Annotated in this window: 26 protein-coding genes; 13 read left to right on the plus strand and 13 right to left on the minus strand. The window is 55.1% G+C overall.

Annotated features, from left to right (window positions below; all coding sequences use genetic code 11):
- The first annotated feature begins 121 nt into the window (after nucleotides 1-121).
- Nucleotides 122-595 carry a tRNA (uridine(34)/cytosine(34)/5-carboxymethylaminomethyluridine(34)-2'-O)-methyltransferase TrmL gene (gene trmL, locus HMPREF3143_RS15910; RefSeq protein WP_021242431.1) on the plus strand — a complete coding sequence of 158 codons (474 nt, stop codon included), beginning with the start codon at nucleotides 122-124 and terminating at the stop codon, nucleotides 593-595.
- On the opposite strand, the gene cysE is transcribed toward trmL, so the two are convergent.
- From cysE to HMPREF3143_RS15935, 5 genes are all read right to left on the minus strand, one after another.
- Nucleotides 592-1,413, minus strand: coding sequence for a serine O-acetyltransferase (gene cysE, locus HMPREF3143_RS15915; RefSeq protein ID WP_008502718.1), 822 nt, complete (start codon nucleotides 1,411-1,413; stop codon nucleotides 592-594). The genes trmL and cysE overlap by 4 nt on opposite strands.
- 74 nt (nucleotides 1,414-1,487) lie before the next feature.
- Nucleotides 1,488-2,507 (minus strand): NAD(P)H-dependent glycerol-3-phosphate dehydrogenase, encoded by a 1,020-nt coding sequence (gene gpsA, locus HMPREF3143_RS15920; protein ID WP_070533608.1) that lies wholly within the window; start codon nucleotides 2,505-2,507, stop codon nucleotides 1,488-1,490.
- Nucleotides 2,507-2,974: a protein-export chaperone SecB gene (gene secB, locus HMPREF3143_RS15925; RefSeq protein WP_008502716.1), complete on the minus strand. Its 468-nt coding sequence runs from the start codon at nucleotides 2,972-2,974 to the stop codon at nucleotides 2,507-2,509. The genes gpsA and secB overlap by 1 nt, the downstream gene beginning before the upstream one ends.
- 32 nt (nucleotides 2,975-3,006) lie before the next feature.
- Nucleotides 3,007-3,258: a glutaredoxin 3 gene (gene grxC, locus HMPREF3143_RS15930; RefSeq protein WP_008502715.1), complete on the minus strand. Its 252-nt coding sequence runs from the start codon at nucleotides 3,256-3,258 to the stop codon at nucleotides 3,007-3,009.
- 11 nt (nucleotides 3,259-3,269) lie between these two features.
- Nucleotides 3,270-3,701, minus strand: coding sequence for a rhodanese-like domain-containing protein (locus HMPREF3143_RS15935; RefSeq protein ID WP_008502714.1), 432 nt, complete (start codon nucleotides 3,699-3,701; stop codon nucleotides 3,270-3,272).
- 247 nt (nucleotides 3,702-3,948) lie between these two features.
- On the opposite strand from HMPREF3143_RS15935, the gene gpmM reads away from it, so the two are divergent.
- The 3 genes from gpmM to HMPREF3143_RS15950 are packed head-to-tail and all read left to right on the plus strand — an operon-like array spanning nucleotide 3,949 to nucleotide 7,722.
- Complete coding sequence (gene gpmM, locus HMPREF3143_RS15940) at nucleotides 3,949-5,493, plus strand: 2,3-bisphosphoglycerate-independent phosphoglycerate mutase (protein ID WP_070533610.1); 1,545 nt, start codon at nucleotides 3,949-3,951, stop codon at nucleotides 5,491-5,493.
- 33 nt (nucleotides 5,494-5,526) lie between these two features.
- Nucleotides 5,527-6,786 (plus strand): murein hydrolase activator EnvC, encoded by a 1,260-nt coding sequence (envC, locus tag HMPREF3143_RS15945; protein ID WP_025910576.1) that lies wholly within the window; start codon nucleotides 5,527-5,529, stop codon nucleotides 6,784-6,786.
- A 3-nt stretch (nucleotides 6,787-6,789) separates the two neighbouring features.
- Complete coding sequence (locus HMPREF3143_RS15950) at nucleotides 6,790-7,722, plus strand: divergent polysaccharide deacetylase family protein (RefSeq protein ID WP_045337134.1); 933 nt, start codon at nucleotides 6,790-6,792, stop codon at nucleotides 7,720-7,722.
- A 33-nt stretch (nucleotides 7,723-7,755) separates the two neighbouring features.
- On the opposite strand, the gene HMPREF3143_RS15955 is transcribed toward HMPREF3143_RS15950, so the two are convergent.
- The 6 genes from HMPREF3143_RS15955 to kbl form a co-directional block, all read right to left on the minus strand.
- Nucleotides 7,756-8,676: a capsular polysaccharide synthesis protein gene (locus tag HMPREF3143_RS15955; RefSeq protein ID WP_224162538.1), complete on the minus strand. Its 921-nt coding sequence runs from the start codon at nucleotides 8,674-8,676 to the stop codon at nucleotides 7,756-7,758.
- Between the two features lie 15 nt (nucleotides 8,677-8,691).
- Complete coding sequence (locus HMPREF3143_RS15960; RefSeq protein ID WP_070533612.1) at nucleotides 8,692-9,540, minus strand: glycosyltransferase; 849 nt, start codon at nucleotides 9,538-9,540, stop codon at nucleotides 8,692-8,694.
- Nucleotides 9,541-9,611: 71 nt separating this feature from the next.
- The gene (locus tag HMPREF3143_RS15965; RefSeq protein ID WP_307729161.1) at nucleotides 9,612-10,871 is read right to left on the minus strand and encodes an O-antigen ligase family protein; all 1,260 of its coding nucleotides are present in this window, start codon (nucleotides 10,869-10,871) and stop codon (nucleotides 9,612-9,614) included.
- 65 nt (nucleotides 10,872-10,936) lie between these two features.
- A complete protein-coding gene (locus HMPREF3143_RS15970; RefSeq protein WP_070533614.1) occupies nucleotides 10,937-12,517 on the minus strand; it encodes a phosphoethanolamine transferase family protein in 1,581 nt (526 codons plus the stop codon).
- 177 nt (nucleotides 12,518-12,694) lie between these two features.
- Nucleotides 12,695-13,720, minus strand: coding sequence for an L-threonine 3-dehydrogenase (tdh, locus tag HMPREF3143_RS15975; protein WP_021242426.1), 1,026 nt, complete (start codon nucleotides 13,718-13,720; stop codon nucleotides 12,695-12,697).
- Between the two features lie 9 nt (nucleotides 13,721-13,729).
- Nucleotides 13,730-14,926 carry a glycine C-acetyltransferase gene (gene kbl, locus HMPREF3143_RS15980; protein WP_023294809.1) on the minus strand — a complete coding sequence of 399 codons (1,197 nt, stop codon included), beginning with the start codon at nucleotides 14,924-14,926 and terminating at the stop codon, nucleotides 13,730-13,732.
- Nucleotides 14,927-15,141: 215 nt separating this feature from the next.
- Here kbl and rfaD point away from each other — a divergent pair, with 215 nt between their 5' ends.
- Genes rfaD through HMPREF3143_RS16005 form a run of 5 tightly spaced genes read left to right on the plus strand, consistent with a single transcriptional unit; the run spans nucleotide 15,142 to nucleotide 20,321 of the window.
- Nucleotides 15,142-16,074, plus strand: a complete 933-nt coding sequence (gene rfaD, locus HMPREF3143_RS15985; RefSeq protein WP_008502707.1) for an ADP-glyceromanno-heptose 6-epimerase — start codon at nucleotides 15,142-15,144, stop codon at nucleotides 16,072-16,074.
- A 2-nt stretch (nucleotides 16,075-16,076) separates the two neighbouring features.
- A complete protein-coding gene (rfaF, locus tag HMPREF3143_RS15990; protein WP_070533616.1) occupies nucleotides 16,077-17,123 on the plus strand; it encodes an ADP-heptose--LPS heptosyltransferase RfaF in 1,047 nt (348 codons plus the stop codon).
- Nucleotides 17,124-17,126: 3 nt separating this feature from the next.
- Nucleotides 17,127-18,113: a lipopolysaccharide heptosyltransferase RfaC gene (gene rfaC, locus HMPREF3143_RS15995; protein ID WP_070533617.1), complete on the plus strand. Its 987-nt coding sequence runs from the start codon at nucleotides 17,127-17,129 to the stop codon at nucleotides 18,111-18,113.
- Nucleotides 18,106-19,215: a putative lipopolysaccharide heptosyltransferase III gene (rfaQ, locus tag HMPREF3143_RS16000; RefSeq protein ID WP_023294805.1), complete on the plus strand. Its 1,110-nt coding sequence runs from the start codon at nucleotides 18,106-18,108 to the stop codon at nucleotides 19,213-19,215. The genes rfaC and rfaQ overlap by 8 nt, the downstream gene beginning before the upstream one ends.
- Nucleotides 19,212-20,321: a glycosyltransferase family 4 protein gene (locus HMPREF3143_RS16005; protein ID WP_070533619.1), complete on the plus strand. Its 1,110-nt coding sequence runs from the start codon at nucleotides 19,212-19,214 to the stop codon at nucleotides 20,319-20,321. The genes rfaQ and HMPREF3143_RS16005 overlap by 4 nt, the downstream gene beginning before the upstream one ends.
- Here the strand turns inward: HMPREF3143_RS16005 and HMPREF3143_RS16010 are convergent.
- On the minus strand, nucleotides 20,300-21,403 hold the full coding sequence (locus HMPREF3143_RS16010; protein ID WP_044597365.1) for a glycosyltransferase family 4 protein: 1,104 nt from the start codon (nucleotides 21,401-21,403) through the stop codon (nucleotides 20,300-20,302). The two genes, HMPREF3143_RS16005 and HMPREF3143_RS16010, sit on opposite strands and share 22 nt — an antisense overlap.
- Nucleotides 21,404-21,560: 157 nt before the next feature.
- On the opposite strand from HMPREF3143_RS16010, the gene HMPREF3143_RS16015 reads away from it, so the two are divergent.
- The 4 genes from HMPREF3143_RS16015 (at nucleotide 21,561) to coaD (ending at nucleotide 25,138) form a co-directional block, all read left to right on the plus strand.
- Nucleotides 21,561-22,544 carry a glycosyltransferase gene (locus tag HMPREF3143_RS16015; protein WP_025910598.1) on the plus strand — a complete coding sequence of 328 codons (984 nt, stop codon included), beginning with the start codon at nucleotides 21,561-21,563 and terminating at the stop codon, nucleotides 22,542-22,544.
- A 66-nt stretch (nucleotides 22,545-22,610) separates the two neighbouring features.
- Nucleotides 22,611-23,885 (plus strand): lipid IV(A) 3-deoxy-D-manno-octulosonic acid transferase, encoded by a 1,275-nt coding sequence (gene waaA / locus HMPREF3143_RS16020; RefSeq protein WP_025910600.1) that lies wholly within the window; start codon nucleotides 22,611-22,613, stop codon nucleotides 23,883-23,885.
- Complete coding sequence (locus HMPREF3143_RS16025) at nucleotides 23,885-24,655, plus strand: glycosyltransferase family 2 protein (RefSeq protein ID WP_045406923.1); 771 nt, start codon at nucleotides 23,885-23,887, stop codon at nucleotides 24,653-24,655. The genes waaA and HMPREF3143_RS16025 overlap by 1 nt, the downstream gene beginning before the upstream one ends.
- Before the next feature lie 3 nt (nucleotides 24,656-24,658).
- Nucleotides 24,659-25,138, plus strand: coding sequence for a pantetheine-phosphate adenylyltransferase (coaD, locus tag HMPREF3143_RS16030; protein ID WP_008502695.1), 480 nt, complete (start codon nucleotides 24,659-24,661; stop codon nucleotides 25,136-25,138).
- A 2-nt stretch (nucleotides 25,139-25,140) separates the two neighbouring features.
- Here the strand turns inward: coaD and mutM are convergent, their stop codons facing one another.
- On the minus strand, nucleotides 25,141-25,950 hold the full coding sequence (mutM, locus tag HMPREF3143_RS16035; protein WP_008502694.1) for a bifunctional DNA-formamidopyrimidine glycosylase/DNA-(apurinic or apyrimidinic site) lyase: 810 nt from the start codon (nucleotides 25,948-25,950) through the stop codon (nucleotides 25,141-25,143).
- Between the last annotated feature and the right edge of the window lie 63 nt (nucleotides 25,951-26,013).

Raw genomic sequence — 26,013 nt, forward strand, 5'->3', positions numbered from 1 at the left:
AAAAACGGGAGTGACCATAGATTCCGTTTTCCAAACGGCCCTCTATAGTCGCTCGCAGGAACCCGGCGTCGCGTAGTTCCTCTCTTTTCTGCTATTCTGCCCCCGCTATTAAGGGGGCAGCATGCTTAACATCGTTTTATTCGAACCAGAAATTCCGCCGAATACCGGCAATATTATCCGCCTGTGTGCCAACACCGGTTTTCGTCTGCACATTATTGAGCCGATGGGCTTTACGTGGGACGACAAACGCCTGCGTCGCGCAGGGCTGGATTATCATGAATTTACCGCCGTTATTCGCCACCACGATTACGCCGCGTTTCTGGAAGCAGAGCAGCCGCAGCGCATGTTCGCCCTGACCACCAAAGGCACGCCAGCGCACAGCGCCGTAAGCTATCAGGCAGGTGACTATCTGATGTTTGGCCCGGAAACCCGCGGCCTGCCGGCCACGATCCTGGATGCCCTGCCCGCTGAGCAGAAAATCCGTATTCCGATGATGCCGGACAGCCGCAGCATGAACCTGTCGAACGCGGTGTCGGTGGTGGTGTATGAAGCATGGCGCCAGCTGGGATATCCGGGCGCCATTCTCAGAAGTTAAATGCCGTCACCATACTCGAAGGTATGGTGAATGCCGTTGAAGTGCTGATCCATATCCATGGACGGCTTATCGCTGTCTGGCTTACCGACGATGCGCGCCGGTACGCCAGCGGCGGTGGTGTGCGGCGGCACCGGCTGGAGCACCACGGAGCCTGCGCCGATCTTCGCGCCGCGTCCGACTTCGATATTGCCGAGGATTTTGGCACCCGCGCCAATCATCACCCCTTCACGAATTTTCGGATGGCGATCGCCGCTGGTTTTCCCGGTACCGCCCAGGGTAACCGACTGCAGGATCGAGACGTCGTCTTCAATCACCGCCGTTTCCCCGACAACGATCCCGGTGGCGTGGTCGAGCATGATCCCGCGGCCAATCTTCGCCGCCGGGTGAATATCAACCTGAAACGTCACGGAAACCTGGTTTTGCAGGAAGATCGCCAGCGCGCGGCGGCCTTCATTCCATAGCCAGTGGCCGATGCGGTAAGCCTGCAGGGCGTGGAAGCCTTTCAGGTACAGCAGCGGCGTAGAGTATTTATCGACCGCCGGGTCACGGGTGCGCACGGCCTGGATATCACAGGCGGCAGAGGCGATCATTTCCGGGTCAGCGGCGTAAGCCTCTTCCACCACCTCACGAATCGCAATCGCGGGCATGATCGAGGACGCCAGCTTGTTGGCGAGCATATAGCTCAGCGCGCTGCCGAGGTTTTCGTGCTTGAGTAGCGTTGCGTGGTAGAAACTGGCCAGCATAGGCTCACAGTCGGCCAGCGCCCGGGCTTCGGCTTTAATGTTATTCCAGACGATATCCAGTTCTTCACACGGCATTGCTTACTCCAGACGATAGTTAATGACCAGCCAGTTCTGCGCTGGCTGGGTCATTCAGGTGACAACGGTTCCGACTAGTTACTGCTGCGCTCGTCCTTGCGCGCACGACCTAATAAGGTCAATGCTGCCTCGCGCGCATTTTTTCCGCAATACAATACCTGATAAATTTCCTCGGTTATTGGCATTTCGACACCGAAACGGTGCGCCAGCTCGCGGACTTCTTTGGTATTGCGGTAGCCTTCCACCACCTGGCCAATCTTCTCCTGCGCGTCTTTCACATCGCTGCCCTGTCCGAGCATCATGCCAAAGCGGCGGTTACGAGACTGGTTGTCGGTACAGGTCAGCACCAGGTCGCCCAGGCCCGCCATTCCCATAAAGGTGGCCGGATCGGCACCCAGCGCTTCGCCCAGGCGGGACATCTCGGTCAGACCGCGGGTGATCAGCGCCGTACGGGCGTTGGCACCAAAACCAATGCCGTCGGACATCCCGGCGCCAATCGCAATCACGTTCTTCACCGCGCCGCCCAGCTGCACGCCGATAAAATCGGGGTTGCTGTAAACGCGGAAGCTCTTGCCGCAGTGCAGCAACTGCTGGAGATCGTCGGAGAAGGCCTGATCGGTGGAGGCCAGTGAAATCGCCGTCGGCAGGCCAGCGGCCAGCTCTTTCGCAAAGGTCGGGCCGGAGATGACCGCCAGCGGGATCGCATCACCCAGCGCTTCGCGGGCAACGTCCTGCAGCAGGCGTCCGGTTTCGGCTTCCAGTCCTTTCGTCGCCCAGACAACGCGCGCATCCGGGCGCATCAGCGGCTTAATCTGACGCAGCACGTCGCCAAAGACATGGCTCGGGACCACAATCAGAATGTTGCGGCTGGCCGCCAGCGCGGTCGCAAGGTCGCTTTCAAGGTGCAGGGAGTCAGGGAACGGAACGTCCGGGAGAAACGCCACGTTACAGCGGTCGCGCTGTAGCGTCGCGATATGTTTTGGGTCGTGGCCCCACAGGACCACATCGTGACCATTTCTTGCCAGCGTGATGGCAAGAGCGGTGCCGTATGAGCCGGCACCGATCACAGTCATTGACGCATTAACAGTGCTCATCAGGCATCCTGATGTTGTTCAGCACCTTCGCCAGCTTGCTGCTGCAGATAGTTCATGAACAGCGCATCAAAGTTAACTGGCGCAAGGTTCAGTTGCGGGAATGTACCGCGAGAAACCAGGCTGGTGATGCATTCACGTGCATACGGGAACAGAATGTTCGGGCAGTACGCCCCCAGGCAATGCGCCATCTGGTTTCCTTCGATACCGCCGATGGAGAAGATACCGCCCTGCTGTACTTCACACAGGAAAGCAGTCTCTTCGCCCAGAGAAGCGGTCACGGTCACACGCAGTACGACTTCATACACGTCATCAGCCAGTTGGGTTGATGCGGTATCCAGATCAAGTTTAACCTCTGGCTGCCAGTCTTTCTGGAAAACGTGCGGCGCATTTGGCGCTTCAAAAGAGACATCTTTGGTGTAGATGCGCTGGATCTGGAAAATCATTTCATTATTGCTTTGTTCTGACATGGAAATACCCTTTTTAATTGTCCTAAAGTCTCTTAGCTCAGCAGCGGATCGAGTCCACCACGGGCGTCGAGCGCATACAAGTCATCACAGCCGCCAATGTGCTGCGCATCAATAAAAATCTGTGGAACCGTCGTACGACCACTACGTTGGATCATCTCTTCGCGTTTAATCGCGTCACCGTCAATCGGCAGTTCCTGGAACGTGACGCCTTTGCTGTTCAGCAACGCTTTCGCACGGTGGCAGAACGGGCACGTCGCTTTGGTGTAGATCTCAATATGGGCCATGACTGAACTCCTTATTTACCGCGTACCAAAGGAAGATTTTCCCCGCTCCAGCCGGAAATGCCTTCTTTCAGCACAGATACGTTTTCGAAGCCTGCTTTATGTAGCAGGCTGGCGGATTCCTGCGCCTGCATGCCGGTACCGTCAACAACGATAATCGGCTGGGCTTTATGCTTCTCAAGCTCGCCCACATTGTTCGCTTTGATTTCAGCAGGCAGCAGGTTAATCGCACCTGCAATGTGCCCTTTGCGGAAATCGTCACGCTGACGCAGATCGACCACGACAGCATCTTCTTTGTTAATCAGACGCGTCGCTTCACCACGGGTGATAACCTTAATCTTAGACGTCAGGCTCTTAAATGTGGTGAACAGCACAGCAGCCAGCAGGCCAATCCACGCGATGCTCAGAACCGGATGGCGGCTAACGAATTGCATAATTTCTTGCATGGAGGGTAACTACTCCCGACTTAGTGATTAAAAAAACCAGGACAGGAGTATACCTGTGCGTTCTGGCAAATACAGCCAGCGACCCTAACCTAATCCATTTTCTGCGGCATGCCACCTAAAAAAATGCCTCAAAATGGTCTGGCGAGTACCTTGCCCCTGCGCTTTCTTTGATCTTCTGCGGCTATTTGATCGATTCAGCTGTAGTAAAATTACGCAAATTTTGACTCTTGAGCATGAGGTTGTCGCAATGTCGGTTTCTAAAAAACCTATGGTACTGGTGATTCTGGATGGCTATGGCTACCGTGAAGACAGCCAGGATAACGCTATTTTCAACGCCAAAACCCCGGTCATGGATGCCCTGTGGGCAAAACGTCCGCATACGCTGATTGACGCGTCTGGCCTGGAAGTGGGCCTGCCGGACCGCCAGATGGGCAACTCCGAAGTCGGTCACGTTAACCTGGGCGCCGGGCGTATCGTGTATCAAGACCTGACGCGTCTGGACGTTGAAATCAAAGAACGCACCTTCTTCTCCAACCCAACGTTGTGTGGCGCGGTTGATAAAGCCGTTGCTGCTGGCAAGGCCGTTCACATCATGGGTCTGCTCTCTGCTGGCGGCGTTCACAGCCACGAAGATCACATCATGGCAATGGTTGAACTGGCCGCTGAGCGCGGTGCGGAAAAAATCTATCTGCACGCCTTCCTGGACGGTCGCGACACGCCACCACGCAGTGCGGAAGGCTCCCTGAAAGCCTTCGAAGACAAATTCGCCGCGCTGGGTAAAGGCCGCGTGGCCTCCATCATTGGTCGTTACTACGCCATGGACCGCGACAACCGCTGGGATCGCGTTGAACAGGCCTATGACCTGCTGACCCTGGCAAAAGGGGAATTCCAGTTTGCGACCGCCGTTGAAGCGCTGGAAGCGGCCTATGCACGCGATGAAAACGACGAATTCGTGAAAGCGTCCGTGATTCGCGCTGAAGGCCAGGCCGATGCCGCCATGGAAGACGGCGACGCGCTGATCTTCATGAACTTCCGCGCTGACCGCGCGCGCGAAATCACCCGTGCGTTCGTCAACAGCGACTTCGACGGTTTTGCCCGTAAGAAAGTGGTTAACATCAACTTCATCCAGTTGACCGAATACGCGGCAGACATCAAAGCGCCGTGCGCATACCCACCGGCCTCGCTGGCAAATACCTTCGGTGAGTGGATGGCGAAGAACGACAAAACGCAGCTGCGTATTTCCGAAACGGAAAAATACGCGCACGTGACCTTCTTCTTTAACGGTGGCGTTGAAGAGCCGTTCAAAGGCGAAGAACGTATTCTGATCAACTCCCCGAAAGTCGCCACCTACGATCTGCAACCAGAAATGAGCTCTGCAGAATTGACTGAAAAATTGGTTGCGGCCATCGAGAGCGGCAAATACGACACCATCATCTGTAACTACCCGAACGGCGACATGGTCGGTCATACCGGGGTGATGGAAGCGGCAGTGAAAGCGGTTGAAGCGCTGGACCACTGCGTTGAGCAGGTGGCGAAAGCGGTTGAGTCCGTTGGCGGTCAGCTGCTGATCACCGCGGATCACGGTAACGCTGAACAGATGCGCGACCCGGCGACCGGACAGGCGCACACCGCCCACACCAACCTGCCGGTTCCGCTGATTTATGTGGGTGATAAATCAGTGAAAGCCGTAGAAGGCGGCAAGCTTTCTGACATCGCGCCAACCATGTTGTCGCTGATGGGTATGCCGATCCCTGAAGAGATGACTGGTAAGCCGCTGTTCATCGTGGAATAATCGCTCCCCATGAGGGGAAAGGCGATTTTTTCAATCACATGGGTCGTGAAGCCGCTTAGGTTATCAGTCAGACCTCTGTTTTACGCCAGCGCACTCAGCGCTGGCGTATTGCTGTGCGCCGCATCCGCCCACGCGGATGACCGCGACCAGCTGAAATCCATTCAGGCCGATATCGCCGCCAAAGAGCGTGCGGTACGCCAACAGCAGCAACAGCGCGCCGCCCTGCTCGCCCAGCTTAAGCAGCAGGAAGAGGCCATCTCCGCTGCCACACGTAAACTCCGTGAAACGCAAAACACCCTTGCCCAGTTGAATAAGCAGATCGACGAGATGAACGCGTCGATTGCCAAACTGGAGCGCCAGCGCGATGCGCAGGAGCGCAACCTTGCCGCACAGCTTGATGCCGCATTCCGCCAGGGTGAACATACCGGGCTCCAGCTCATCCTCAGCGGCGAAGAGAGCCAGCGCGGCCAGCGCCTGCAGGCCTACTTTGGCTATCTGAACCAGGCGCGTCAGGAGACGATCGCGCAGCTGAAGCAGACGCGCGAAGAGGTTTCCACGCAAAAAGCCGAGCTGGAAGAGAAGCAGAGCCAGCAGCAGACGCTGCTCTACGATCAGCAGGCCCAGCAGGCAAAGCTTGAGCAGGCACGCAACGAGCGTAAGAAAACCCTGGCCGGTCTCGAGTCCTCGATTCAGGAAGGGCAGAGCCAGCTGAGCGAAATGCGCGCCAACGAATCGAAACTGCGCAACAGCATCGCCCGTGCTGAAGCCGCGGCGAAAGCGCGCGCCGAAAAAGAGGCTCGCGAGGCGCAGGCCGTTCGCGACAAGCAGCAGGAAGCGTCCCGCAAAGGGACCACCTACAAGCCAAGCGAAAGCGAACGTTCCCTGATGTCGCGTACCGGCGGCCTCGGCTCTCCTCGCGGTCAGGCTTTCTGGCCCGTTCGCGGTTCAATTCTGCATCGCTATGGCGAACAGCTGCAGGGTGAGCTACGTTGGAAAGGGATCGTTATCGGTGCGTCTGAAGGTAGCGAAGTGAAAGCCATCGCCGATGGCCGCGTGATTCTGGCCGACTGGCTGCAGGGTTACGGGCTTGTGGTAGTGGTCGAGCACGGTAAAGGCGACATGAGTCTTTACGGCTACAACCAGAGCGCGCTGGTCAGCGTCGGCACGCAGGTGCGCGCCGGACAACCCATCGCCCTTGTGGGCAGCAGTGGCGGTCAGGGCCGCCCGTCACTCTATTTCGAAATTCGTCGTCAGGGTCAGGCGGTCAATCCACAGCCGTGGTTGGGAAGATAAGTTTTGCTTCAATTTCGTCGAATCGTTTTCTCCGTCGTCAGCGCGCTGGCGCTGGCTGCACCGGTATACGCCGGTAAGCTCGCTATCGTGATTGATGACTTCGGTTATCGCCCACATTATGAAAACCAGGTGCTGGCGATGCCGTCGGCCATCTCCGTTGCCGTCCTGCCGAATGCCCCCCACGCGCGTGAGATGGCGACCAAAGCCCACAGCAGCGGGCATCAGGTTCTCATCCACCTGCCTATGGCCCCGCTCAGCAAGCAGCCGCTGGAAAAAGATACCCTGCGCCCGGATATGAGCAGCGAGGAGATTGAGCGCATCATCCGAGACGCCTACAACAAGGTGCCGTATGCCGTAGGGCTGAACAACCATATGGGCAGCGCGATGACCTCCAGCCTGTACGGGATGCTAAAAGTGATGCAGGCGCTGGAGCGTTACAATCTCTACTTCCTCGACAGCATGACCATCGGCAACAGCCAGGCGATGCGCGCCGCTCAGGGAACGGGCGTAAAGGTGATTAAGCGCAAGGTGTTCCTGGATGATACCCAGAACGAAGCCGATATTCGCGTGCAGTTTAATCGCGCGGTACAGCTGGCCCGCCGCAATGGTTCGGCCATTGCCATCGGTCACCCCCACCCGTCTACCGTCCGCGTCCTGCAGCAAATGCTGCCGACCTTACCTTCCGATATCACGCTGGTGCGCCCGAGCGATCTGCTGAATGAGCCGCAGGTGGATACCACTACGCCGAATTCTGCGCAGCCCACCCCGACGGCGCCGCGTAATCCGTTCCGCGGCGTGAAGCGCTGCGTACCGAAGCAGCCGCTAGAACCGGTCTACGCGACCCGCTTCTTCTCTGTCATCGGAGACAGCATCAGTAACAGTACGCTGGTGAAATACGTCCAGCAGCAGTGGCAGGGATGGGGTAAGAAAGCCTGACGATAATAAGCCACCGTCATGGTGGCTTTTTTCTCACTTTAGTTCGAAAGTGCCATCAAGGATCAGGCTATATATTGTCGGCTGGCCGTTGTTTGAAGTACGGTAAGACCCTTTATAAGACAATTTATATATGCCTATAGGGTCTTCCATAACTTGTTTTTGTAGTTCAAGTGAGAAATGCTCATTCATACTATTTTTTAGTAAAAAACGATTTTCACCGAGCACAGGTTGAGATAAAATAATTTCTCTTGAGTGGCTATCATTTTCAAAATAATAAGAAAAGATATAATCCATTAAAAAATAGTCTATGATTTTATCATGCTTTTGCCAGTATTCTAAAAGCACATTCATTACATTACCGATTAAATAGCCATTTTTCTCGGAAACCAAAAAATAAGTTGTCCAGAAACCGTTGCTAATACTCCCAGAGCAATCTGCTGGAGTGAAACGCAAAGAACAAAATGAGTAATTGGCAAGGTAGGAAGGTAAATCATGAGCCATAAATATGGTAGAGTCAAGCCATACACCGCCATATTCATACAATAAACAGCAACGTAATAAATCAGAGAAGTGAGCTTTACCGATCAATTCAGAATTATATTTCTCAATAATCACACCAGGTAGTGTGATATAATCCGAAAAATTATCTTCAGTAATAATTATAATCTCATATCCATTTGAGTGTTTATAAACAGAGTCGACACAGCGTTTAACTAACTCAGGCGCGTTATCCAGCCCCTGGAACCAGCAGATCCAGATAATGTTTGATTGCATCGGTTCCGATGTGTGCGAATCGTCAGGTTGAACCTTGAGATCATCAATAATGCTAAAAATCGCTTCTTTTTTCTTCCGCTCAAAATGGCAAGCAGCACGCTGAAAAAGAGAAAAACCCGTTTTTTTGTGCCAGCGCCGGGTTTTCTTGATGAGCTTATTCGTTGCATTCAGATTCATCATTTCACCTAATTAAATTCAGAATAGCTCTTTTAGCGTACGGCGAAACAGTTTCATTTTTAATTTAGCGTCTTTTTTACGCCCGCGTAATAAGCAATTCATGCGCGATGATGTAAAGCCACGAAACGACATAAGTTGGAATAAATTATTGCTGCGGGTCACTTCAGACATGTGCCGACGGTATTTAAAATAGAGTTTCCGATACGCATTGTATTTTTTAACCTGCGACGTAATACGATCGCTCCCGTGTTCAGCATCCACCATCGCAGTACTGAAACTGTATTTGATTCCTGGACCATACTTCAGAATTAATTTAATCCACACATCGCGATCTTGCTGCTGTTTAATTTCAGGGGAAAATCCGCCTACGCCTAACAGTTTTTCTTTTGTGGTCAATACCTGATTGCCAACCACGTTTTCACACAGAATATCCTGCAGCTCAATGATTCGTTTGTCATCAGTTTCCGGATAGGTACGGTGGGTTTTGTCCAACCTGGCGGGCGTGTCCGTCACGAAAGCATACTTATCATCATACCGCTCAGTGAGCTTCGTCAAACGCTCTGGCAGGAAATAATCGTCGTCATCAAGCCCCGTTACAAACACGCCGTGCGAAAGCGCATAGCCCCGGTTACGGCTGAAGTTAGAACCGCTGTTCTTTTCGTTACGCTCGTAGATGAAATGTACAAAGCGCGCCTCACACTCAGCGCGCATACGCTCGATAAGTTGAGGGGTTTTCTCATTGGAGCAGTCATCAACAATAACCAATTCTACTGCGGGATATGTCTGAGCAATAACTGAACGAATTGCGCGTTCCAGCAACGCCTCTCTGTTGTAGGTGGTGATGATGACTGAAATCAGTTCGTTCATGGGGTACTCGTCTGGTAAAAGGTATTTCTCCCTCGGAAGAATACCTTTTTCCCGAGGGAGAATCAAAACGGTTACTTAATGACAGTACGATGTTTGTTTTGTTCCAGAAAAACAATCGACATTATCAGCGTCAACATCCACGCAACAGGAGTTGTTTTAGAATAGAACATCACACCACCTACGCCGAACATAACAATCGAAACCAGGAACGCGAAAAGTATAATACTTTTACGTTTACGTAATGCATACCAGCCAAGCGATATCACAAACAGAATATAAAGAAGAACGCCTGAAGGTCCTTTCACTGAAAGCGTTTCGACGATTTCATTATGAAGATGACCGCGGATGTGATCCAGCGCGCCTGACAAGCTTGGGTCTTTATTAACCTCGGCAATTATCTTTGCGTTTCGCTCATCTGTCGACTGCCATAAATAATTATTTTTAGACGCAGCTAATCCCGTTTTCCACATAGCAAAACGAGCCCCAACAGAAGTGGCACTGTTCGCTTTATCATAGGAAACAATGTCATTGTTAAAGTCGTTATAACGCTTTATCAGGCTGTCTTTCATCATAAATGCACCAGCCAGCAACGCGATCAGGAAAACCGCAACTCCCTTCCATGGGATATGCTTTTCCTTGTAGAACTTCACCACCAGCAATGCGAAGAAAATAATCGGATAGGTCAGAATGGCTGCTCGAGTTTCTGTCGCCACCAGTACCAGGAAAGTGATAAAAAAATGCCCGAGTACAAACAACTCTTTCCATCTACTTAAACTGTGCTGAAGAACCAGAATCGTGTAGAAGGAAATAAATGCAATGGTATAAGCGGCCCCTGTCGCATCCGCCCCACCGGCAAGGGAAAGCGTAACTCTTTGGTTTCCAAGAAAAATATTTTGATATCCTGCATAGACAATAATCATCACCTGCAGCGTGATGACCAGCAACATATGGATTTTATTACTGCCGATTTTGAATTGCTCTCTGCTCACAAGCATGAAGATGGAGAATGCCCCGAAAAGGCAGATTTTCCCGACTTCAAGATAGGCGCGATAAGAGTTGATCGCCTCACTATCAACCTTATACATTCGGTACCAGGCCAAATCGCAAATTCCAATAGCCAGCAGGACCAGACAAAGCCAGAATGCATCGTTCTTTCTGGAATTTTTAATATCCAATAAGAAAATAACGAATGCTGTTACACCCGCCAGGCCCAAAATTTTGGCGGATAAATTAGGTGAAACAACGACGCAACCAAAAGCTAAAGCACACATTCCGAAGAGTAGCTGCAGCAATACAAACTGGACCTTATCTCGTTCTACATTAATCATCATTATTCCATTTACTATAAAGGAAAAACAGGCTAGCACACTGAAAAAACAAGTTTATCACACCTGTGTTAACGAATATTACGCCAGTCAAAGGACTTCCCGGTCGTATCCAGCACGGTTACGTTTTTATTATAACCGGCAAGCCATGATTGTACAGACAGGGCAGGTTCTCCCTGACGATGGATCCCAAGCCATAGCTCAGCCAGCGTATTAATATCATCAGCAGACCAGACAGTTTTATAATCTCCGGTATACTGCTTATCGGAATCCACCTGATGTCCGTACCAGATAAACACAGGGATATGCAGAGCCTCTCGTGGAGGATTAACATTTCCGTGCGAATACGCAACCGCACGCTTCGGATCTCGGACCAGGCCATGATCGGAAAAATACATAACTGATGAGCGCGAGTCTTCGAGCAAGCTAAAGACCTTACCCATCAACATATCCGTGTATCGCACCGAATTGTCATAACAATCATCAGCTTCATTATCACCCTGCAGCACCGCCTGGCTGGCAGGGAAGCGTCGACAGGACGGTTCGTGACTTCCATACAAATGCAGAACAATCAGTTTCTTGCCCGGCGTTTTTAACGCATTCCGCAACAGCGGCAGAAGGTCTTCGTCGTAGCCCCCGTCAATCCACTCATGCTGTTTCGTGTTCAGGGCAATTCCGGTAATGACGTTATTATGCGCCCCTCCTTTACCCTGACGACTAAACCAGTACGTATCATATCCCGCTTTGTTAGCGATATTGATGACGTTATCGCCATACTTACGAGGATCTCGTGCATTCACAGTATCGGCGGTCAACGCCAGCGGAACCGCCATAATCGTGACCGGAGCAGGCGTTACAGCATTACGGAACAATAATAGCTGCGATTTTTGCTTCTCCAGCTCCGGTGTCGTATCTCGAGGATAACCATAGATACCCATATTTGCCGTGCGCTCAGACTCACCAATAATCAATACATAGTTTTCGATGCCAGTATCGGATAGCGTGATTTTATAATCAGGAATGTTATTACCGATATTGGCCACCACGGCATTATCTTCGATGGCCTGCATAAAGACTTTAGACGTGCTGACAGGTGTTGCCTGAACCACGCGCTGCGCCAGGCTCTCTACGCTGCTTTTCCTGAGTTGATGCTGCAAGGCCTGACCATAAAAAGCCAGCAGCGTGACGGCAAGCGCAATGGCGGGCCAGCGACGAAAACGCGGCGCGACAGGCCATATCCCGGTATTGGTGGTAAAAATGAAAAACGCCGAGAGGGCGATAAAAATCAGGCAATCGCGCCAGTACAAACCGAGCATCGAACTTGCTTCACCCGGTGTCGTATTAAGTACGCTTAGCGCAAACCCATAGCTAAACGCAGAATTGAAATTACTCCAGGCATATAACTGTAAAGTGATGTCTGCCGCGACTGGAATTAATAAAATAATCGCAAGTACATTTCTGAATATTTTATTGTTTATACATTTTAACGCCAGCAATATCAGCGCAAAAACCAGCGCACGGTTAATTACCGCATTATATTTAGCATGTATAATATTAACGCCAATGACTATTAGCAGGGAAATAAAGAAAGTTAAGAAAGCGGTAAATCGCGAAGGTGTCTCAACCAACTTCTGTGGAAACAGTGTGGACATAATGACCTAATTAGCCTGGCAGAATCTTTCCTGACGCAATCATTTTAACTACTTGAATGAACGTGCGGAGAAGACGGAATGGAGAAAATTTCGCCAAAAGTTAACAAGTAACCTCTGGAAAGTCAAACCGCTAAGAAAGAACGCTGGCACCCGTAAAAGTGGTGCCAGCAGGCAGATTTAATCCCAGCTCAGAATCACTTTCCCTGACTGGCCGGAACGCATCGCGTCAAAGCCCTGCTGGAACTCATCGATGGAGAAACGGTGAGTAATAATCGGGGACAGATCCAGACCGGACTGAATCAACGCAGCCATCTTGTACCAGGTCTCAAACATCTCACGACCATAGATACCCTTGATGAACAGCCCCTTGAAGATCACTTTGTTCCAGTCGATGGACATATCCGACGGCGGAATACCCAGCATCGCGATACGGCCACCGTGGTTCATGGTGTCGAGCATGGTGCGGAACGCCGGTGGCGCACCGGACATCTCCAGACCCACATCGAAGCCCTCGGTCATGCCCAGCTCTTCCATCACGTCGGTCAGGCTCTCTTTCGAGACATCCACCGCGCGGGTGACGCCCATTTTGCGCGCCAGCGACAGGCGGTATTCGTTTACGTCGGTGATCACGACGTTGCGCGCACCTACATGCTTCGCCACGGCTGCCGCCATAATGCCGATGGGGCCCGCGCCGGAGACCAGCACGTCTTCACCGACCAGATCGAAGGAGAGCGCCGTGTGCACGGCGTTACCGAACGGATCGAAAATGGAGGCCAGATCGTCAGAAATATTGTCCGGGATTTTGAAGGCGTTAAAGGCCGGGATCACCAGGTATTCCGCGAAGCAGCCCGGACGGTTCACGCCCACGCCGATGGTATTGCGGCACAGGTGCGTACGCCCGCCGCGGCAGTTACGGCAGTGGCCGCAGGTAATGTGACCTTCACCGGAGACGCGGTCGCCGATTTTGAAGCCTTTCACTTCCTGGCCGATACCCACCACTTCACCGACATATTCGTGACCGACAACCATCGGTACAGGAATGGTTTTCTGCGACCACTGGTCCCAGTTGTAGATGTGAACGTCAGTACCGCAGATAGCCGTTTTACGAATTTTGATCAGCAGATCGTTATGACCGACTTCCGGTTCCGGCACGTCGGTCATCCAAATCCCTTCTTCCGCTTTCAGTTTGGATAACGCTTTCATCACACGTCCTCAGGCAATGACGCCCAGCTGTTTACCGATGCGGGTAAAGGCTTCCACCGCACGTTCAATTTGTTCAGGCGTATGCGCCGCAGACATCTGGGTGCGGATACGCGCCTGACCTTTTGGCACCACCGGGAAGAAGAACCCGGTGACGTAAATCCCTTCCTTCTGCAGTTCGCGGGCAAAGTTCTGCGCCACGACCGCATCACCCAGCATCACCGGAATGATCGCGTGGTCAGCACCGGCAAGGGTGAACCCTGCTGCGCTCATTTTTTCACGGAACAGACGCGCGTTGGACCACAGACGGTCGCGCAGTTCAGCGCCGGACTCCACCATCTCCAGCACTTTGATGGAGGCGGCAACAATCGCCGGTGCCAGGGAGTTGGAGAACAGATACGGACGCGAGCGCTGGCGCAGCCACTCCACCACCTCTTTACGCGCAGCGGTATAGCCGCCGGATGCGCCGCCGAGCGCTTTGCCCAGCGTGCCGGTGATGATGTCCACGCGGCCCATTACGTCGCAGTATTCGTGGGAGCCGCGACCATTTTCGCCGACAAAACCGACCGCGTGAGAGTCATCGACCATCACCAGCGCGTCGTATTTATCCGCCAGGTCACACACGCCCTTCAGGTTGGCGATCACGCCGTCCATGGAGAATACGCCGTCGGTGGCGATCAGCACATGGCGAGCGCCCGCTTCACGGGCCTCTTTCAGGCGCGCTTCCAGCTCAACCATGTCGTTATTGGCGTAGCGAAAACGCTTCGCTTTACACAAGCGCACGCCGTCGATGATGGAGGCGTGGTTCAGGGCGTCGGAGATAATCGCATCTTCTGCGCCGAGCAGGGTCTCGAACAGGCCGCCGTTGGCGTCGAAGCAGGAGGAGTAGAGAATCGCGTCTTCCATTCCGAGGAAATTCGCCAGCTTTTGCTCAAGCTGCTTGTGGCTGTCCTGGGTACCGCAGATAAAGCGTACGGAGGCCATACCAAAACCGTGGGTATCCATGCCGTTTTTTGCCGCGGCAATCAGCTCAGGGTGATTCGCAAGACCTAAGTAGTTGTTCGCACAAAAGTTGATCACATGGCTGCCGTCGGCAACGGTGATGTCCGCCTGCTGTGCAGACGTGATAATACGCTCTTCCTTGAACAACCCTTCCGCACGTGCGGTCTCAAGGTCGCTGTTTAACTGTTTGTAAAAATCACCACGCATTGCAATTCTCCAGACTCGGCAAATTTCGGGACATATTACCCAAACCTATAGTTCATGACGAGATGACACGTCATCTCTTGTCGTTTTTGCAGCATAAATCACGTGTACCCTTGCGCTATGTCGGTGAATGGCTGAAGGGCAGCCATACTAATGATATGATAGAAACATTAGCGTCCGGGATTGTCCCCGGGCTCCACACTTCAAAGGTTACAGTTATGATCATCGTTACCGGCGGCGCAGGCTTTATCGGCAGCAATATTGTTAAGGCTCTCAATGACAAAGGCATCACCGACATCCTGGTGGTTGACAACCTGAAAGACGGCACCAAGTTCGTTAACCTGGTGGATCTGAACATCGCTGACTACATGGATAAAGAAGACTTCCTTATCCAGATTATGGCAGGTGAAGAGTTCGGCGAGATCGAAGCCATCTTCCACGAAGGTGCGTGTTCTTCCACTACCGAGTGGGACGGCAAGTACATGATGGACAACAACTATCAGTATTCCAAAGAGATCCTGCACTACTGCCTGGAGCGTGAAATTCCGTTCCTGTATGCCTCTTCTGCCGCCACCTACGGCGGGCGCACCTCGGACTTCATCGAGTCCCGCGAATATGAGCAGCCGCTGAACGTCTACGGCTACTCCAAATTCCTGTTCGACGAATATGTGCGTCAGGTTCTGCCAGAAGCGAACTCGCAGATCGTCGGCTTCCGTTACTTCAACGTCTACGGACCGCGCGAAGGCCACAAAGGCAGCATGGCGAGCGTGGCGTTCCACCTGAACACCCAGCTGAATAACGGTGAAAGTCCAAAACTGTTCGAAGGCAGCGACGGCTTTAAGCGCGACTTCGTTTACGTGGGCGACGTGGCGGCCGTAAACCTGTGGTTCTGGGAAAACGGCGTGTCCGGCATCTTCAACCTGGGTACCGGCCGCGCAGAGTCCTTCCAGGCGGTGGCTGACGCCACGCTGGCGTACCACAAAAAAGGCAGCATCGAGTACATTCCGTTCCCGGACAAGCTGAAAGGCCGCTATCAGGCGTTCACCCAGGCTGACCTGACTAACCTGCGCGCAGCGGGTTATGACAAACCGTTCAAAACCGTTGCCGAAGGCGTAACGGAGTATATGGCCTGGCTGAACCGCGACGCGTAAGTATGAAGATTCTGGTGATCGGCCCGTCATGGGTGGGCGACATGATGATGTCGCAAAGTCTCTATCGCACGCTCAAGGCGCGCTATCCCCAGGCGATAATCGACGTGATGGCACCCGCATGGTGCCGTCCGCTGTTATCGCGTATGCCGGAAGTGAATGAAGCGATCCCGATGCCGCTCGGCCACGGGGCGCTGGAAATTGGCGAACGCCGCAAGCTCGGCCATAGCCTGCGCGAGAAGCGTTATGATCGCGCGTATGTTCTGCCCAACTCCTTTAAATCTGCCCTGGTGCCCTTCTTTGCGGGCATTCCGCATCGCACCGGCTGGCGCGGCGAAATGCGCTACGGCCTGCTGAACGATGCACGCGTGCTGGATAAAGCGGCCTGGCCATTAATGGTGGAGCGCTACGTGGCGCTGGCCTATGACAAAGGCGTGATGCGCAACGCGAAAGACCTGCCGCAGCCGCTGCTCTGGCCCCAGCTTCAGGTTAACGACGGTGAAAAATCCCAGACCTGCAGCGCGTTTGGCCTTTCGGCTGAACGTCCGATGATTGGCTTCTGCCCTGGCGCCGAGTTCGGCCCGGCAAAACGCTGGCCGCACTACCACTATGCAGAGCTGGCGAAACAGCTGATCGACGAAGGCTACCAGATTGTCCTGTTCGGTTCGGCAAAAGACCACGAGGCGGGCAACGAAATTCTCGCGACGCTCAGTAATGAACAGCAGGCCTGGTGCCGCAACCTGGCGGGAGAAACGCAGCTTGAGCAGGCGGTTATCCTGATTGCTGCCTGCCACGCTGTGGTTACCAACGATTCAGGCCTGATGCACGTCGCCGCTGCGCTCAACCGTCCGCTGGTGGCGCTGTATGGGCCAAGCAGCCCGGACTTTACGCCTCCGCTTTCCCATAAAGCGCGCGTTATTCGCCTGATCACCGGCTACCACAAGGTGCGCAAAGGCGATGCCGCTGAAGGTTATCATCAGAGTCTGATCGACATTACCCCGCAGCGCGTTCTTGAAGAGCTTAACGAACTGCTGTTGAGCGAAGAAGGATAACGAATGCGGGTACTGATCGTTAAAACCTCGTCGATGGGCGATGTTCTGCACACGCTGCCGTCACTGACGGACGCCATGCAGGCCGTACCGGGCATTCGTTTTGACTGGGTGGTGGAAGAGGGCTTCGCGCAGATCCCCACCTGGCATGAAGCGGTCGACCGCGTGATCCCGGTGGCGATTCGCCGCTGGCGGAAAGCGTGGTTCTCTGCCCCGATTAAAGCCGAACGCAAAACCTTCCGCGAGGCGGTACAGGCGCAGCGTTATGATGCCATCATCGACGCACAGGGGCTGGTCAAAAGCGCCGCGCTGGTGACGCGACTGGCGCGCGGCGTAAAGCACGGCATGGACTGGCAAACCGCCCGCGAACCGCTGGCGAGCCTGTTCTATAACCACCGCCACCACATCGCGAAGCAGCAGCACGCGGTGGAACGTACCCGCGAGCTATTTGCAAAGAGTCTTGGCTATGCAAAGCCGGAAACGCAGGGCGATTACGCCATTTCGCAGCATTTTTTGCACGGTTCGCAACAAACAGACGCACCCTACCTGATTTTCCTTCATGCAACGACCCGCGACGACAAGCACTGGCCGGAAGCGCACTGGCGCGAACTGATCGGCCTGCTGGCAAGTGCGAGACTGCGTATCAAACTCCCGTGGGGTGCACCGCACGAAGAGGCGCGGGCCAAACGCCTGGCGGCAGGGTTTGATTATGTGGACGTTCTGCCGCGCATGAAGCTGGATGGCGTCGCTCAGGCGCTGGCAGGCGCGACGGCTGTGGTCTCCGTGGATACGGGACTCAGCCACCTGACGGCGGCGCTGGATCGTCCTAATATTACGCTTTACGGCCCAACGGACCCGGGCCTGATCGGCGGCTATGGAAAAAATCAATATATCTGCCGCCCGGAACACTCATCGCAGCTGAGCGATCTCAGCGCCGCTGCGGTATTTGCGCAATTAGAGCCTTTGCTGGCAGCAGAGAGAGCCTATGTCTGATTTTTTCTCAGCGGAGCGCCCGCCAAAGCGCGTGCTGATTATTAAGCTTCGTCACCACGGTGACGTTTTGCTTACCTCGCCGGTTTTTACCGTGCTGAAAAAGAACTGGCCGAACGTGGAAGTCGATGCGCTGGTTTATGACGATACCCAGGCGATGCTGACCAGCCACCCGCATATCGACCAGGTGCACACTATTGGGCGCAACTGGCGCAAGAAGGGCTGGTTTGAACAATTCCGTCTCTACCGCGCCCTGCTGAACACCCTGAAAGGCCGTCAGTATGACGTGCTGATTAACCTGACCGAACACTGGCACGGCGCGCGTCTGGCGCGTCGCCTGAAACCGCGCGTCTCCGTCGGCTTTAAGCCGGATAAGCGCGGGGGCCTTGCGCGTCGCCGCTGGGTGAAATCGTTCACCACACTCTATCCGGCGATTCAGGACAACAGCCGTCATATGGTGGAGGTTAATCTGGATGCCCTGCGCCGGATCGGCATTCATCCGCAGTCCGACGAAGACAAACATACGCTTTTTGTGCCCGGTGACGCGGCAGAAGCCTCTGTGGCCGAAAAGCTGGCCGGGTTTGGGCTCACGAGTAAATCCTACATTCTGGTTCACCCGACCTCGCGCTGGATGTTTAAGGCCTGGGATATCAAAAAGCTGGCAGCGACCATTGATAACCTGGCGGCGCGCGGCCTGCCGATCGTCCTCTCCGCCGCGCCGTCAAAAGAAGAGAAGGCCTATATGGACGCGCTGCGCGCAGCCCTCACCCAGCCGGTCTTTGATTTAAGCGGTCAGCTGAACCTGAAAGAGCTGGGCGCGCTCATGAAGCACGCCCGGGTGTACTTCGGCGTGGATTCCATGCCAATGCATCTTGCGAGCGCCGTCGGTACGCCAACCGTCGCCATCTTTGGCCCTACCGGCGCCATCAAATGGGCGCCGTGGGGGGTAAATTATCGCGTAATCGTTGCCGGGTTTACCTGCCAGCCGTGCGGCAAAGCGGGCTGCGGAGACAGCGGTGTCTCTGACTGCATCACGGCCATCACCCCACAGCAGGTGCTGAGCGCCATTGATACGATGCTTCTGGAAACGGAAACACCTGCATGAAGCTGGCGATTGTCCGACAGACCTACAACCCCAACGGTGGCGCAGAGCGTTTCGTCTCGCGTGCGCTAAACGTGCTGGCGCAGGATACCTCCCTTGATGTCACGCTGATTGCTCGCCAGTGGGAGGATGCCGCAGGCTGGAAAACGCTGACGGTCAATCCGCCGTTTCGTAATCGCATCGCGCGTGAATCCGGTTTTGCCGTCGAAGCCGCAGCGCATTTTGCGCAGTATGATATTGTGCAAAGCCACGAACGCATACCGGGAGCAACCATCTTCCGGGCGGGCGACGGTGTTCACGCCACCTGGCTTGAGCAATATGGTCGCATTCTGTCGCCGCTGGCGCGCTGGGCGCAATCTCTGAGCCGCTATCACCGCTACATTCTGCAGGCCGAGGCGCAGATGTTTACCCATCCGCAGCTGCGCAAGGTGATCTGTAATTCGAAGATGGTGCGCGATGATATCGTGCGTCGCTTCGGGCTGCCGGACGACAAGCTGACGGTGATCTACAACGGCGTGGACACCGTTCAGTTTAGCCCTGAGGTCCGCGCCCTTTCGCAGCGTGATGTCCTGGGTATTCCTCCTGACGCACCGGTGCTGGCGTATGTTGGGTCAGGCTTCAGCCGTAAAGGCGTCGCCACCGCGCTGCGCGCCATTGTGGCGCATCCTGACGTCTGGCTGCTGATTGCCGGCCGCGATAAACATGCGCGGAAGTTCGAAAAGCTGGCGCAGGCGCTGGGGATTTCCTCACGAGTGAAGTTCCTGGGCCCCGTTGCCAACGTGCGTGAAGTCTATGGCACGGCGGATGCCCTTATCCTGCCGACGCTCTACGATCCCTTCCCGAACGTCTGCGTGGAAGCGCTGGCCTGTGGTTTGCCGCTGCTTACCAGCCACGGCTGCGGCGCGGCGGAGTGGATAACCGAGGGTCATAACGGCTGGGTGCGCGACGCGCTGGACAGCGAAGGCTACCAGCAGGCCATCTCGCTGTGGCTGAAAGGCCGTGAACAGGGTGTCGATTACTCCGCCGCTGCGCGTGCAACCGCCGAGCCCTTCACCCTGGACAGAATGGCGAAAGAGCTACAGGCGCTTTATCGCGATTTGCTGCGCTGAGCGGCATCGGAGAAGACTTTCTCCATCGCGTCCAGCATACATTCGCGGGTAAAGTGCGTGCTCAGGTAGTCATATCCCTGTTGAGCGAGCGTCTCGCGAAGGGCTGAGTCGTCATAGAGTTTCATTATGGCATCGTGCAGCGCGTTTTCGTCGCGCTGCGCGACCAGCACTCCCGTCTGCCCGTTAATCACCGCATCTCCCGTTCCACCTGCATCCGTCGCAATGGTGGCAATACGGGTGGCTAACGATTGCAGCACGCCCTGTGGAACACCTTCCATATCGTGCGAAGGGCTGAGCGCAATATCAAAGGCCGGGAACCAGCGTTCCGGATCGGATTGATGTCCCGCCATGACCACGCGCTGCTGTAACCCCAGGGCGGTGATTTCCTGTTCCAGCGTCGCTTTGTGCGGACCTTCGCCGACAATCGCCAGCTTGATGTGTGGATTGGCGATTTTCGCCAGGGCGCGCAGCAGTACGCTATGGCCTTTGTTCGGGCGCAAATGCGATACCACGCCCAGCCAGAAATCGTCCTGCGACAAACCACAATGAACCCGGGCCTGGTGCTTATCTCCCGGATGGAAACGCTGTGTATCGACACCGCTTGGCACCGACGTACTCTGGGACATCGGCACGCCAATATCTGCCACCTGATGGCGCAGCGCCTCGCCGGTGGTCACGATATGCGCGCAGGCCGTGCGGAAGAGCCAGCGGGTCGTCCAGTTGTTGCGCGGTACGCCGGACGCATGACGGGTTCTCACCAGTGGTACAGGGTTGGACAGCGTCAGATTCGCCAGCGCCACCAGCCAGGTATCGGCAGAGTTATGGCTGTTGATGACGTCAATCGAGTGACGGTTATCCTTCATCCAGCGACGCAGCACCTGCAGGTTTTTAAGGTTCTTACGCTTCAACGGCATCGTGACCACCGTCAAACCGGCATTGCGTGCCAGCGCGTGGAGCGGCGCAGTTTCCGGACAAAGGAGAGTCACCTGATGGCCACGCTGAATCATCCCAAGCGATTCGTTGATAATGCGCAGAGGCTGCCCGCCTTTGCCGCCGTCTGCTTCAGTGTGAACAATATGCATATATTTCCTGTTAAAAATCTCGCCCGCGTGACGCTAATTTTCCACCTGAAACGATCTTTGTCCCTCCAGGCATATGTTTTTAGTATCCACCAGATATAATACAGCGCGAATGGTACCACCATATTGGGTGGCCTGCCCTGAACACAACGGAGAAAGCATGTCCGACAAACCTTTATTGAGCCTCGTGGTCGCCGTTTATAACGGTGAAAAATTCCTCAATGCATTTTTCGACAGCATTAAAGCTCAACATTTGGACAGTCTGGAACTGGTCGTTGTGAACGACGGGTCAAGCGACAGCTCCTCCACCATCATTGCGCAGTACGCCAGCGAATTCCCCTTCTACAAAGTTATCGATCAGGCCAATCAGGGCGTGTCGGCCGCGCGTAATACCGGCCTGGCGGTGGCAACGGGCGAATACGTCGCCTTCCCGGACATCGACGACGTGATTTATCCGGGCATGTACCCGCGCCTGCTTGAGATGGCCAAAAAGAACGATCTTGATGTCGCGACCTGCAACGGTACCTATATCTACGACGACGGACGCCCGTCGAAAAAGATCTTCCCGTCCGACAAGCTGCAGTCCACCGACGTGCTGGACGGCCCAACCTGGCTTCAGCGCGCGCTTTCATCACGAAAGTTCCTGCACGTGACCTGGCTCAATATCTACCGTCATGCTTTCATCAAGGAGCAGGGCTTCACCTTTGAACACGGTCTGCGCCACCAGGATATCCCCTGGACCACTGAAGTGCTGCTGACCGCCAAACGCGTGCAGTACACCGACGAAACCTTTTACGATTACCTGATCCACTCGGCCTCGGTGTCGCACACGCCGGGAACGGACGACACGCGAATGCGCAACGCCCGCCACTACATGAAAATCCTCGAAATGCTGGATGCAATCAACCAGCGTTACCCGGATGCGGTGCGCCATGTGCCGGCCTGCCAGTGGCAGATTGCCAAAGAGGGTCTGGGCATTCTTCACGCCATTAACAACATCGGCGATCAGAGCAAAAAGCGTGAAATCATCCGCGAGCTGTTTGACCGCGGGATCTGGTCGCTAATCTGGAAAAACGCCCGTGGGCTGCGCCAGCACTGGCGCCTGGGACGCCGTTATTTCCGTCTGAAACGGTATCTGGCATAAGAGATAGCTTTACCTGGCTCAAATGCTTAGAATTTGCCCGCCGAAACTAAAAAAACGGATAATCGCTTGGAATTGTTGTATACCGCCCTGCTCTACATTATTCAGCCACTGGTGTGGCTGAGACTGTTGCTTCGTAGCCGGAAAGCGCCTGCGTACCGTAAACGCTGGGCTGAACGCTATGGCTTCTGCCGCAATAAAGTCGCACCGGACGGTATTTTGCTGCATTCCGTTTCTGTCGGTGAAACGCTGGCGGCGATCCCGCTGGTTCGCGCCCTGCGTCACCGCTACCCGTCGCTGCCGATTACCGTCACGACGATGACGCCAACCGGCTCGGAGCGCGCGTTATCCGCTTTCGGCAAAGACGTTCATCACGTCTATCTCCCTTACGATCTCCCCTGCGCCATGAATCGTTTCCTGAATACCGTTCGCCCGAAGCTGGTGATTGTGATGGAAACCGAACTGTGGCCGAACATGATCTCCGCCCTGCATGCCCGTAAAATTCCGCTGGTGATTGCCAACGCGCGCCTGTCAGAGCGCTCGGCGAAAGGTTACGGCAAGCTGGGTAAATTTATGCGCCGCCTGCTGAGCAAGATCACCCTGATTGCCGCGCAGAATGAAGAAGATGCGGCACGCTTTATCTCTCTGGGCCTCAAACGCAACCAGCTTGCGGTGACGGGCAGTCTGAAATTTGATATTTCGGTTACCCCTGAACTCGCCGCCCGCGCCATCACGCTTCGCCGCCAGTGGGCCCCGCGTCGTCAGGTCTGGATTGCGACCAGTACCCATGACGGTGAAGAAGAGATCATCCTGCAGGCGCACCGCAAGCTGCTGGAAAGCTTCCCTGATTTACTGCTGATCCTCGTGCCCCGCCATCCGGAACGTTTTAAAGATGCCCGTGAAATGGTTCAGAAAGGCGGCTTCAGCTTCACGCTGCGCAGCAGCGGGGAGATCCCTTCCGGCAGCACCCAGGTGGTGATTGGCGATACGATGGGCGAGCTGATGCTGCTGTACGGCATTGCTGACCTCGCGTTTGTCGGCGGCAGCCTGGTGGAGCGCGGAGGCCATAACCCGCTCGAGCCGGCAGCCCACGCGATTCCGGTGCTGATGGGGCCACACACGTTTAACTTCAAAGATATCTGCGCGAAATTACAGCAGGCCGATGGTTTAATTACCGTGACCGATGCGGATTCGGTAGTCAAAGAGGTCTCAACCCTTCTGACTGACGAAGATTATCGCCTGTGGTACGGGCGACATGCGGTCGAAGTGCTGCACCAGAACCAGGGTGCCCTGACCCGTCTGCTGCAACTTCTGCAACCTTACCTGCCCCAGCGGAGCCACTGATGTCAACGCGTCTGTCGGTCGTGATGATCGCCAAAAACGCCGCCGACCTGCTTCCGGACTGCCTGGCGTCGGTAGCCTGGGCTGACGAGATAGTCATTCTTGATTCCGGAAGTACGGACAACACGGTGGACGTTGCCCGGGCAGCGGGCGCAAAAGTCTTTATCAATACTGACTGGCAAGGCTATGGCCTCCAGCGCCAGCGCGCTCAGGGGTTTGCCACCGGAGATTATGTCCTGATGCTCGATACTGACGAGCGCATCACGCCGGAGCTTCAGCAGGCCATTCAGGCGGTGCTTTCCTCACCTCAACCTGATGCTGTATACAGCATTGCCCGCCGCAACTACTTCCTTGGCCGTTTTATGCGCCACAGCGGCTGGTATCCTGACCGCGTGACGCGCCTCTACGAGCGCGAGCGGTATCAGTACAACGACAATCTGGTGCATGAATCTCTGGCCTGCGACAACGCCCAGATCATCCCCCTGACGGGCGATTTGCTGCACCTGACCTGCCGCGATTTCGCAAGCTTCCAGCGCAAACAGCTCAACTATGCCACCGCATGGGCGCAGGAGCGTCACCAGCGCGGCAAGAAGGCCTCGCTGACCGGAATATTCACCCACACGCTGGGCGCGTTCCTGAAAACGCTGCTGCTGCGTGGTGGCGTGCTGGACGGTAAGCAGGGCTGGTTACTTGCGGTAGTCAATGCCCAGTATACTTTCAACAAATACACCGAGCTGTGGGCGCTCTGCCGCGGCTACTCAGAGAAAACGTGAGCCATGAGCACAAAAGCGATTTATCCGGGTACCTTCGATCCGATCACCAACGGTCATCTTGATATCATCACCCGTGCGGCGTGCATGTTTGACAAGGTGATCCTGGCCATTGCCGCCAGCCCCAGCAAAAAGCCGATGTTTGACCTCCACGAGCGCGTCCAGCTCGCCACCGATGCCATTTCGCACCTGCCGAATGTTGAGGTTGTCGGATTTAGCGACCTGATGGCGAACTTCGCCCGCGCCCAGCAGGCGAACATTCTGATCCGCGGTTTACGCGCGGTGGCAGACTTCGAATATGAGATGCAGCTGGCGCACATGAACCGCCACCTGATGCCGGAACTGGAGAGCGTATTCCTGATGCCCTCCAAAGAGTGGTCGTTTATCTCGTCCACGCTGGTGAAAGAGGTGGCGCGCCATCACGGGGACGTAACCCATTTCCTGCCGGTTAACGTCCACCAGGCGTTGATGGAAAAGCTCAAGTAGCCCTATTTCTGGCACTGACGGCAGTAGAACGTGGCGCGCTGGGCGTGCTTCGTGGCAATAATGGGTGTGCCGCAGACTCTGCACGGTTCGCCCTTACGGCCATACACCTGCAGCTCCTGGGCAAAATAGCCCGGCTTGCCGTCACTTTGCAGGAAGTCCTTCAACGTTGTCCCCCCCTGCTCAATCGAGCGCAGCAATACGGCTTTAATCACCCGGACCAGCAGCTCGCACTCCTGCGCCGACAGCGACGAGGCCAGCCGATCGGGGTGGATCCCGGCCGCAAACAGCGATTCGCTGGCGTAGATATTCCCCACGCCGACCACCAGCTTGTTATCCATCAGCCAGGGCTTAATCGGGCTTTTCTTCTTCGCACACTTCGCCTTGAGGTATTCCGCGTTAAACGCGTCTGAGAGCGGCTCCGGGCCCAGATGCGCCAGCACGTTATGCCCTTCCAGCTCCTTCGTCCACAGCCACGCGCCAAAGCGCCGTGGATCGGTGTAACGCAGCACTTTGCCGTTGCTCATCACCAGATCGACGTGGTCGTGCTTTTCCGCAGGCAGTTCTTCGGTAAGAACGCGCAGGCTCCCGGACATCCCCAGGTGGATAATGATCCAGCCGTCGGGCAGCTCCAGCAGCAGGTATTTCGCGCGGCGCTGCACGCTAAGGACGGGTTTATCGCTCAGGGCATGGATCTCATCGGACACCGGCCAGCGCAGACGCCCGTTACGGACAACCGCGTGAAGAATCGTCGCGCCGACCAGATGGGGCTCAATGCCGCGACGGCTGGTTTCTACCTCAGGTAATTCAGGCATGGTTCCTCCGTTGAGATACAGAATGCAAAAAACCCCGCAGTTGCGGGGTTTTTCGATACAAGG

It is taken from the genome of Enterobacter sp. HMSC16D10 (assembly GCF_001807145.1).
GTDB lineage: Bacteria > Pseudomonadota > Gammaproteobacteria > Enterobacterales > Enterobacteriaceae > Enterobacter > Enterobacter roggenkampii.

What these genes read in the sequence shown, in the direction of transcription:
- rfaC (WP_070533617.1), top strand. Translation starts at nt 17,127, where the DNA reads ATGCGGGTACTGATCGTTAAAACCTCGTCGATGGGCGATGTTCTGCAC.
- HMPREF3143_RS15935 (WP_008502714.1), bottom strand. Translation starts at nt 3,701, where the DNA reads ATGCAAGAAATTATGCAATTCGTTAGCCGCCATCCGGTTCTGAGCATC.
- mutM (WP_008502694.1), bottom strand. Translation starts at nt 25,950, where the DNA reads ATGCCTGAATTACCTGAGGTAGAAACCAGCCGTCGCGGCATTGAGCCC.
- HMPREF3143_RS15960 (WP_070533612.1), bottom strand. Translation starts at nt 9,540, where the DNA reads ATGAACGAACTGATTTCAGTCATCATCACCACCTACAACAGAGAGGCG.
- coaD (WP_008502695.1), top strand. Translation starts at nt 24,659, where the DNA reads ATGAGCACAAAAGCGATTTATCCGGGTACCTTCGATCCGATCACCAAC.
- trmL (WP_021242431.1), top strand. Translation starts at nt 122, where the DNA reads ATGCTTAACATCGTTTTATTCGAACCAGAAATTCCGCCGAATACCGGC.
- secB (WP_008502716.1), bottom strand. Translation starts at nt 2,974, where the DNA reads ATGTCAGAACAAAGCAATAATGAAATGATTTTCCAGATCCAGCGCATC.
- rfaF (WP_070533616.1), top strand. Translation starts at nt 16,077, where the DNA reads ATGAAGATTCTGGTGATCGGCCCGTCATGGGTGGGCGACATGATGATG.
- HMPREF3143_RS16010 (WP_044597365.1), bottom strand. Translation starts at nt 21,403, where the DNA reads ATGCATATTGTTCACACTGAAGCAGACGGCGGCAAAGGCGGGCAGCCT.
- gpsA (WP_070533608.1), bottom strand. Translation starts at nt 2,507, where the DNA reads ATGAGCACTGTTAATGCGTCAATGACTGTGATCGGTGCCGGCTCATAC.
- tdh (WP_021242426.1), bottom strand. Translation starts at nt 13,720, where the DNA reads ATGAAAGCGTTATCCAAACTGAAAGCGGAAGAAGGGATTTGGATGACC.
- gpmM (WP_070533610.1), top strand. Translation starts at nt 3,949, where the DNA reads ATGTCGGTTTCTAAAAAACCTATGGTACTGGTGATTCTGGATGGCTAT.
- HMPREF3143_RS15970 (WP_070533614.1), bottom strand. Translation starts at nt 12,517, where the DNA reads ATGTCCACACTGTTTCCACAGAAGTTGGTTGAGACACCTTCGCGATTT.
- rfaD (WP_008502707.1), top strand. Translation starts at nt 15,142, where the DNA reads ATGATCATCGTTACCGGCGGCGCAGGCTTTATCGGCAGCAATATTGTT.
- HMPREF3143_RS15965 (WP_307729161.1), bottom strand. Translation starts at nt 10,871, where the DNA reads ATGATGATTAATGTAGAACGAGATAAGGTCCAGTTTGTATTGCTGCAG.
- HMPREF3143_RS16015 (WP_025910598.1), top strand. Translation starts at nt 21,561, where the DNA reads ATGTCCGACAAACCTTTATTGAGCCTCGTGGTCGCCGTTTATAACGGT.
- cysE (WP_008502718.1), bottom strand. Translation starts at nt 1,413, where the DNA reads ATGCCGTGTGAAGAACTGGATATCGTCTGGAATAACATTAAAGCCGAA.
- grxC (WP_008502715.1), bottom strand. Translation starts at nt 3,258, where the DNA reads ATGGCCCATATTGAGATCTACACCAAAGCGACGTGCCCGTTCTGCCAC.
- HMPREF3143_RS15955 (WP_224162538.1), bottom strand. Translation starts at nt 8,676, where the DNA reads ATGATGAATCTGAATGCAACGAATAAGCTCATCAAGAAAACCCGGCGC.
- rfaQ (WP_023294805.1), top strand. Translation starts at nt 18,106, where the DNA reads ATGTCTGATTTTTTCTCAGCGGAGCGCCCGCCAAAGCGCGTGCTGATT.
- kbl (WP_023294809.1), bottom strand. Translation starts at nt 14,926, where the DNA reads ATGCGTGGTGATTTTTACAAACAGTTAAACAGCGACCTTGAGACCGCA.
- HMPREF3143_RS16025 (WP_045406923.1), top strand. Translation starts at nt 23,885, where the DNA reads ATGTCAACGCGTCTGTCGGTCGTGATGATCGCCAAAAACGCCGCCGAC.
- HMPREF3143_RS16005 (WP_070533619.1), top strand. Translation starts at nt 19,212, where the DNA reads ATGAAGCTGGCGATTGTCCGACAGACCTACAACCCCAACGGTGGCGCA.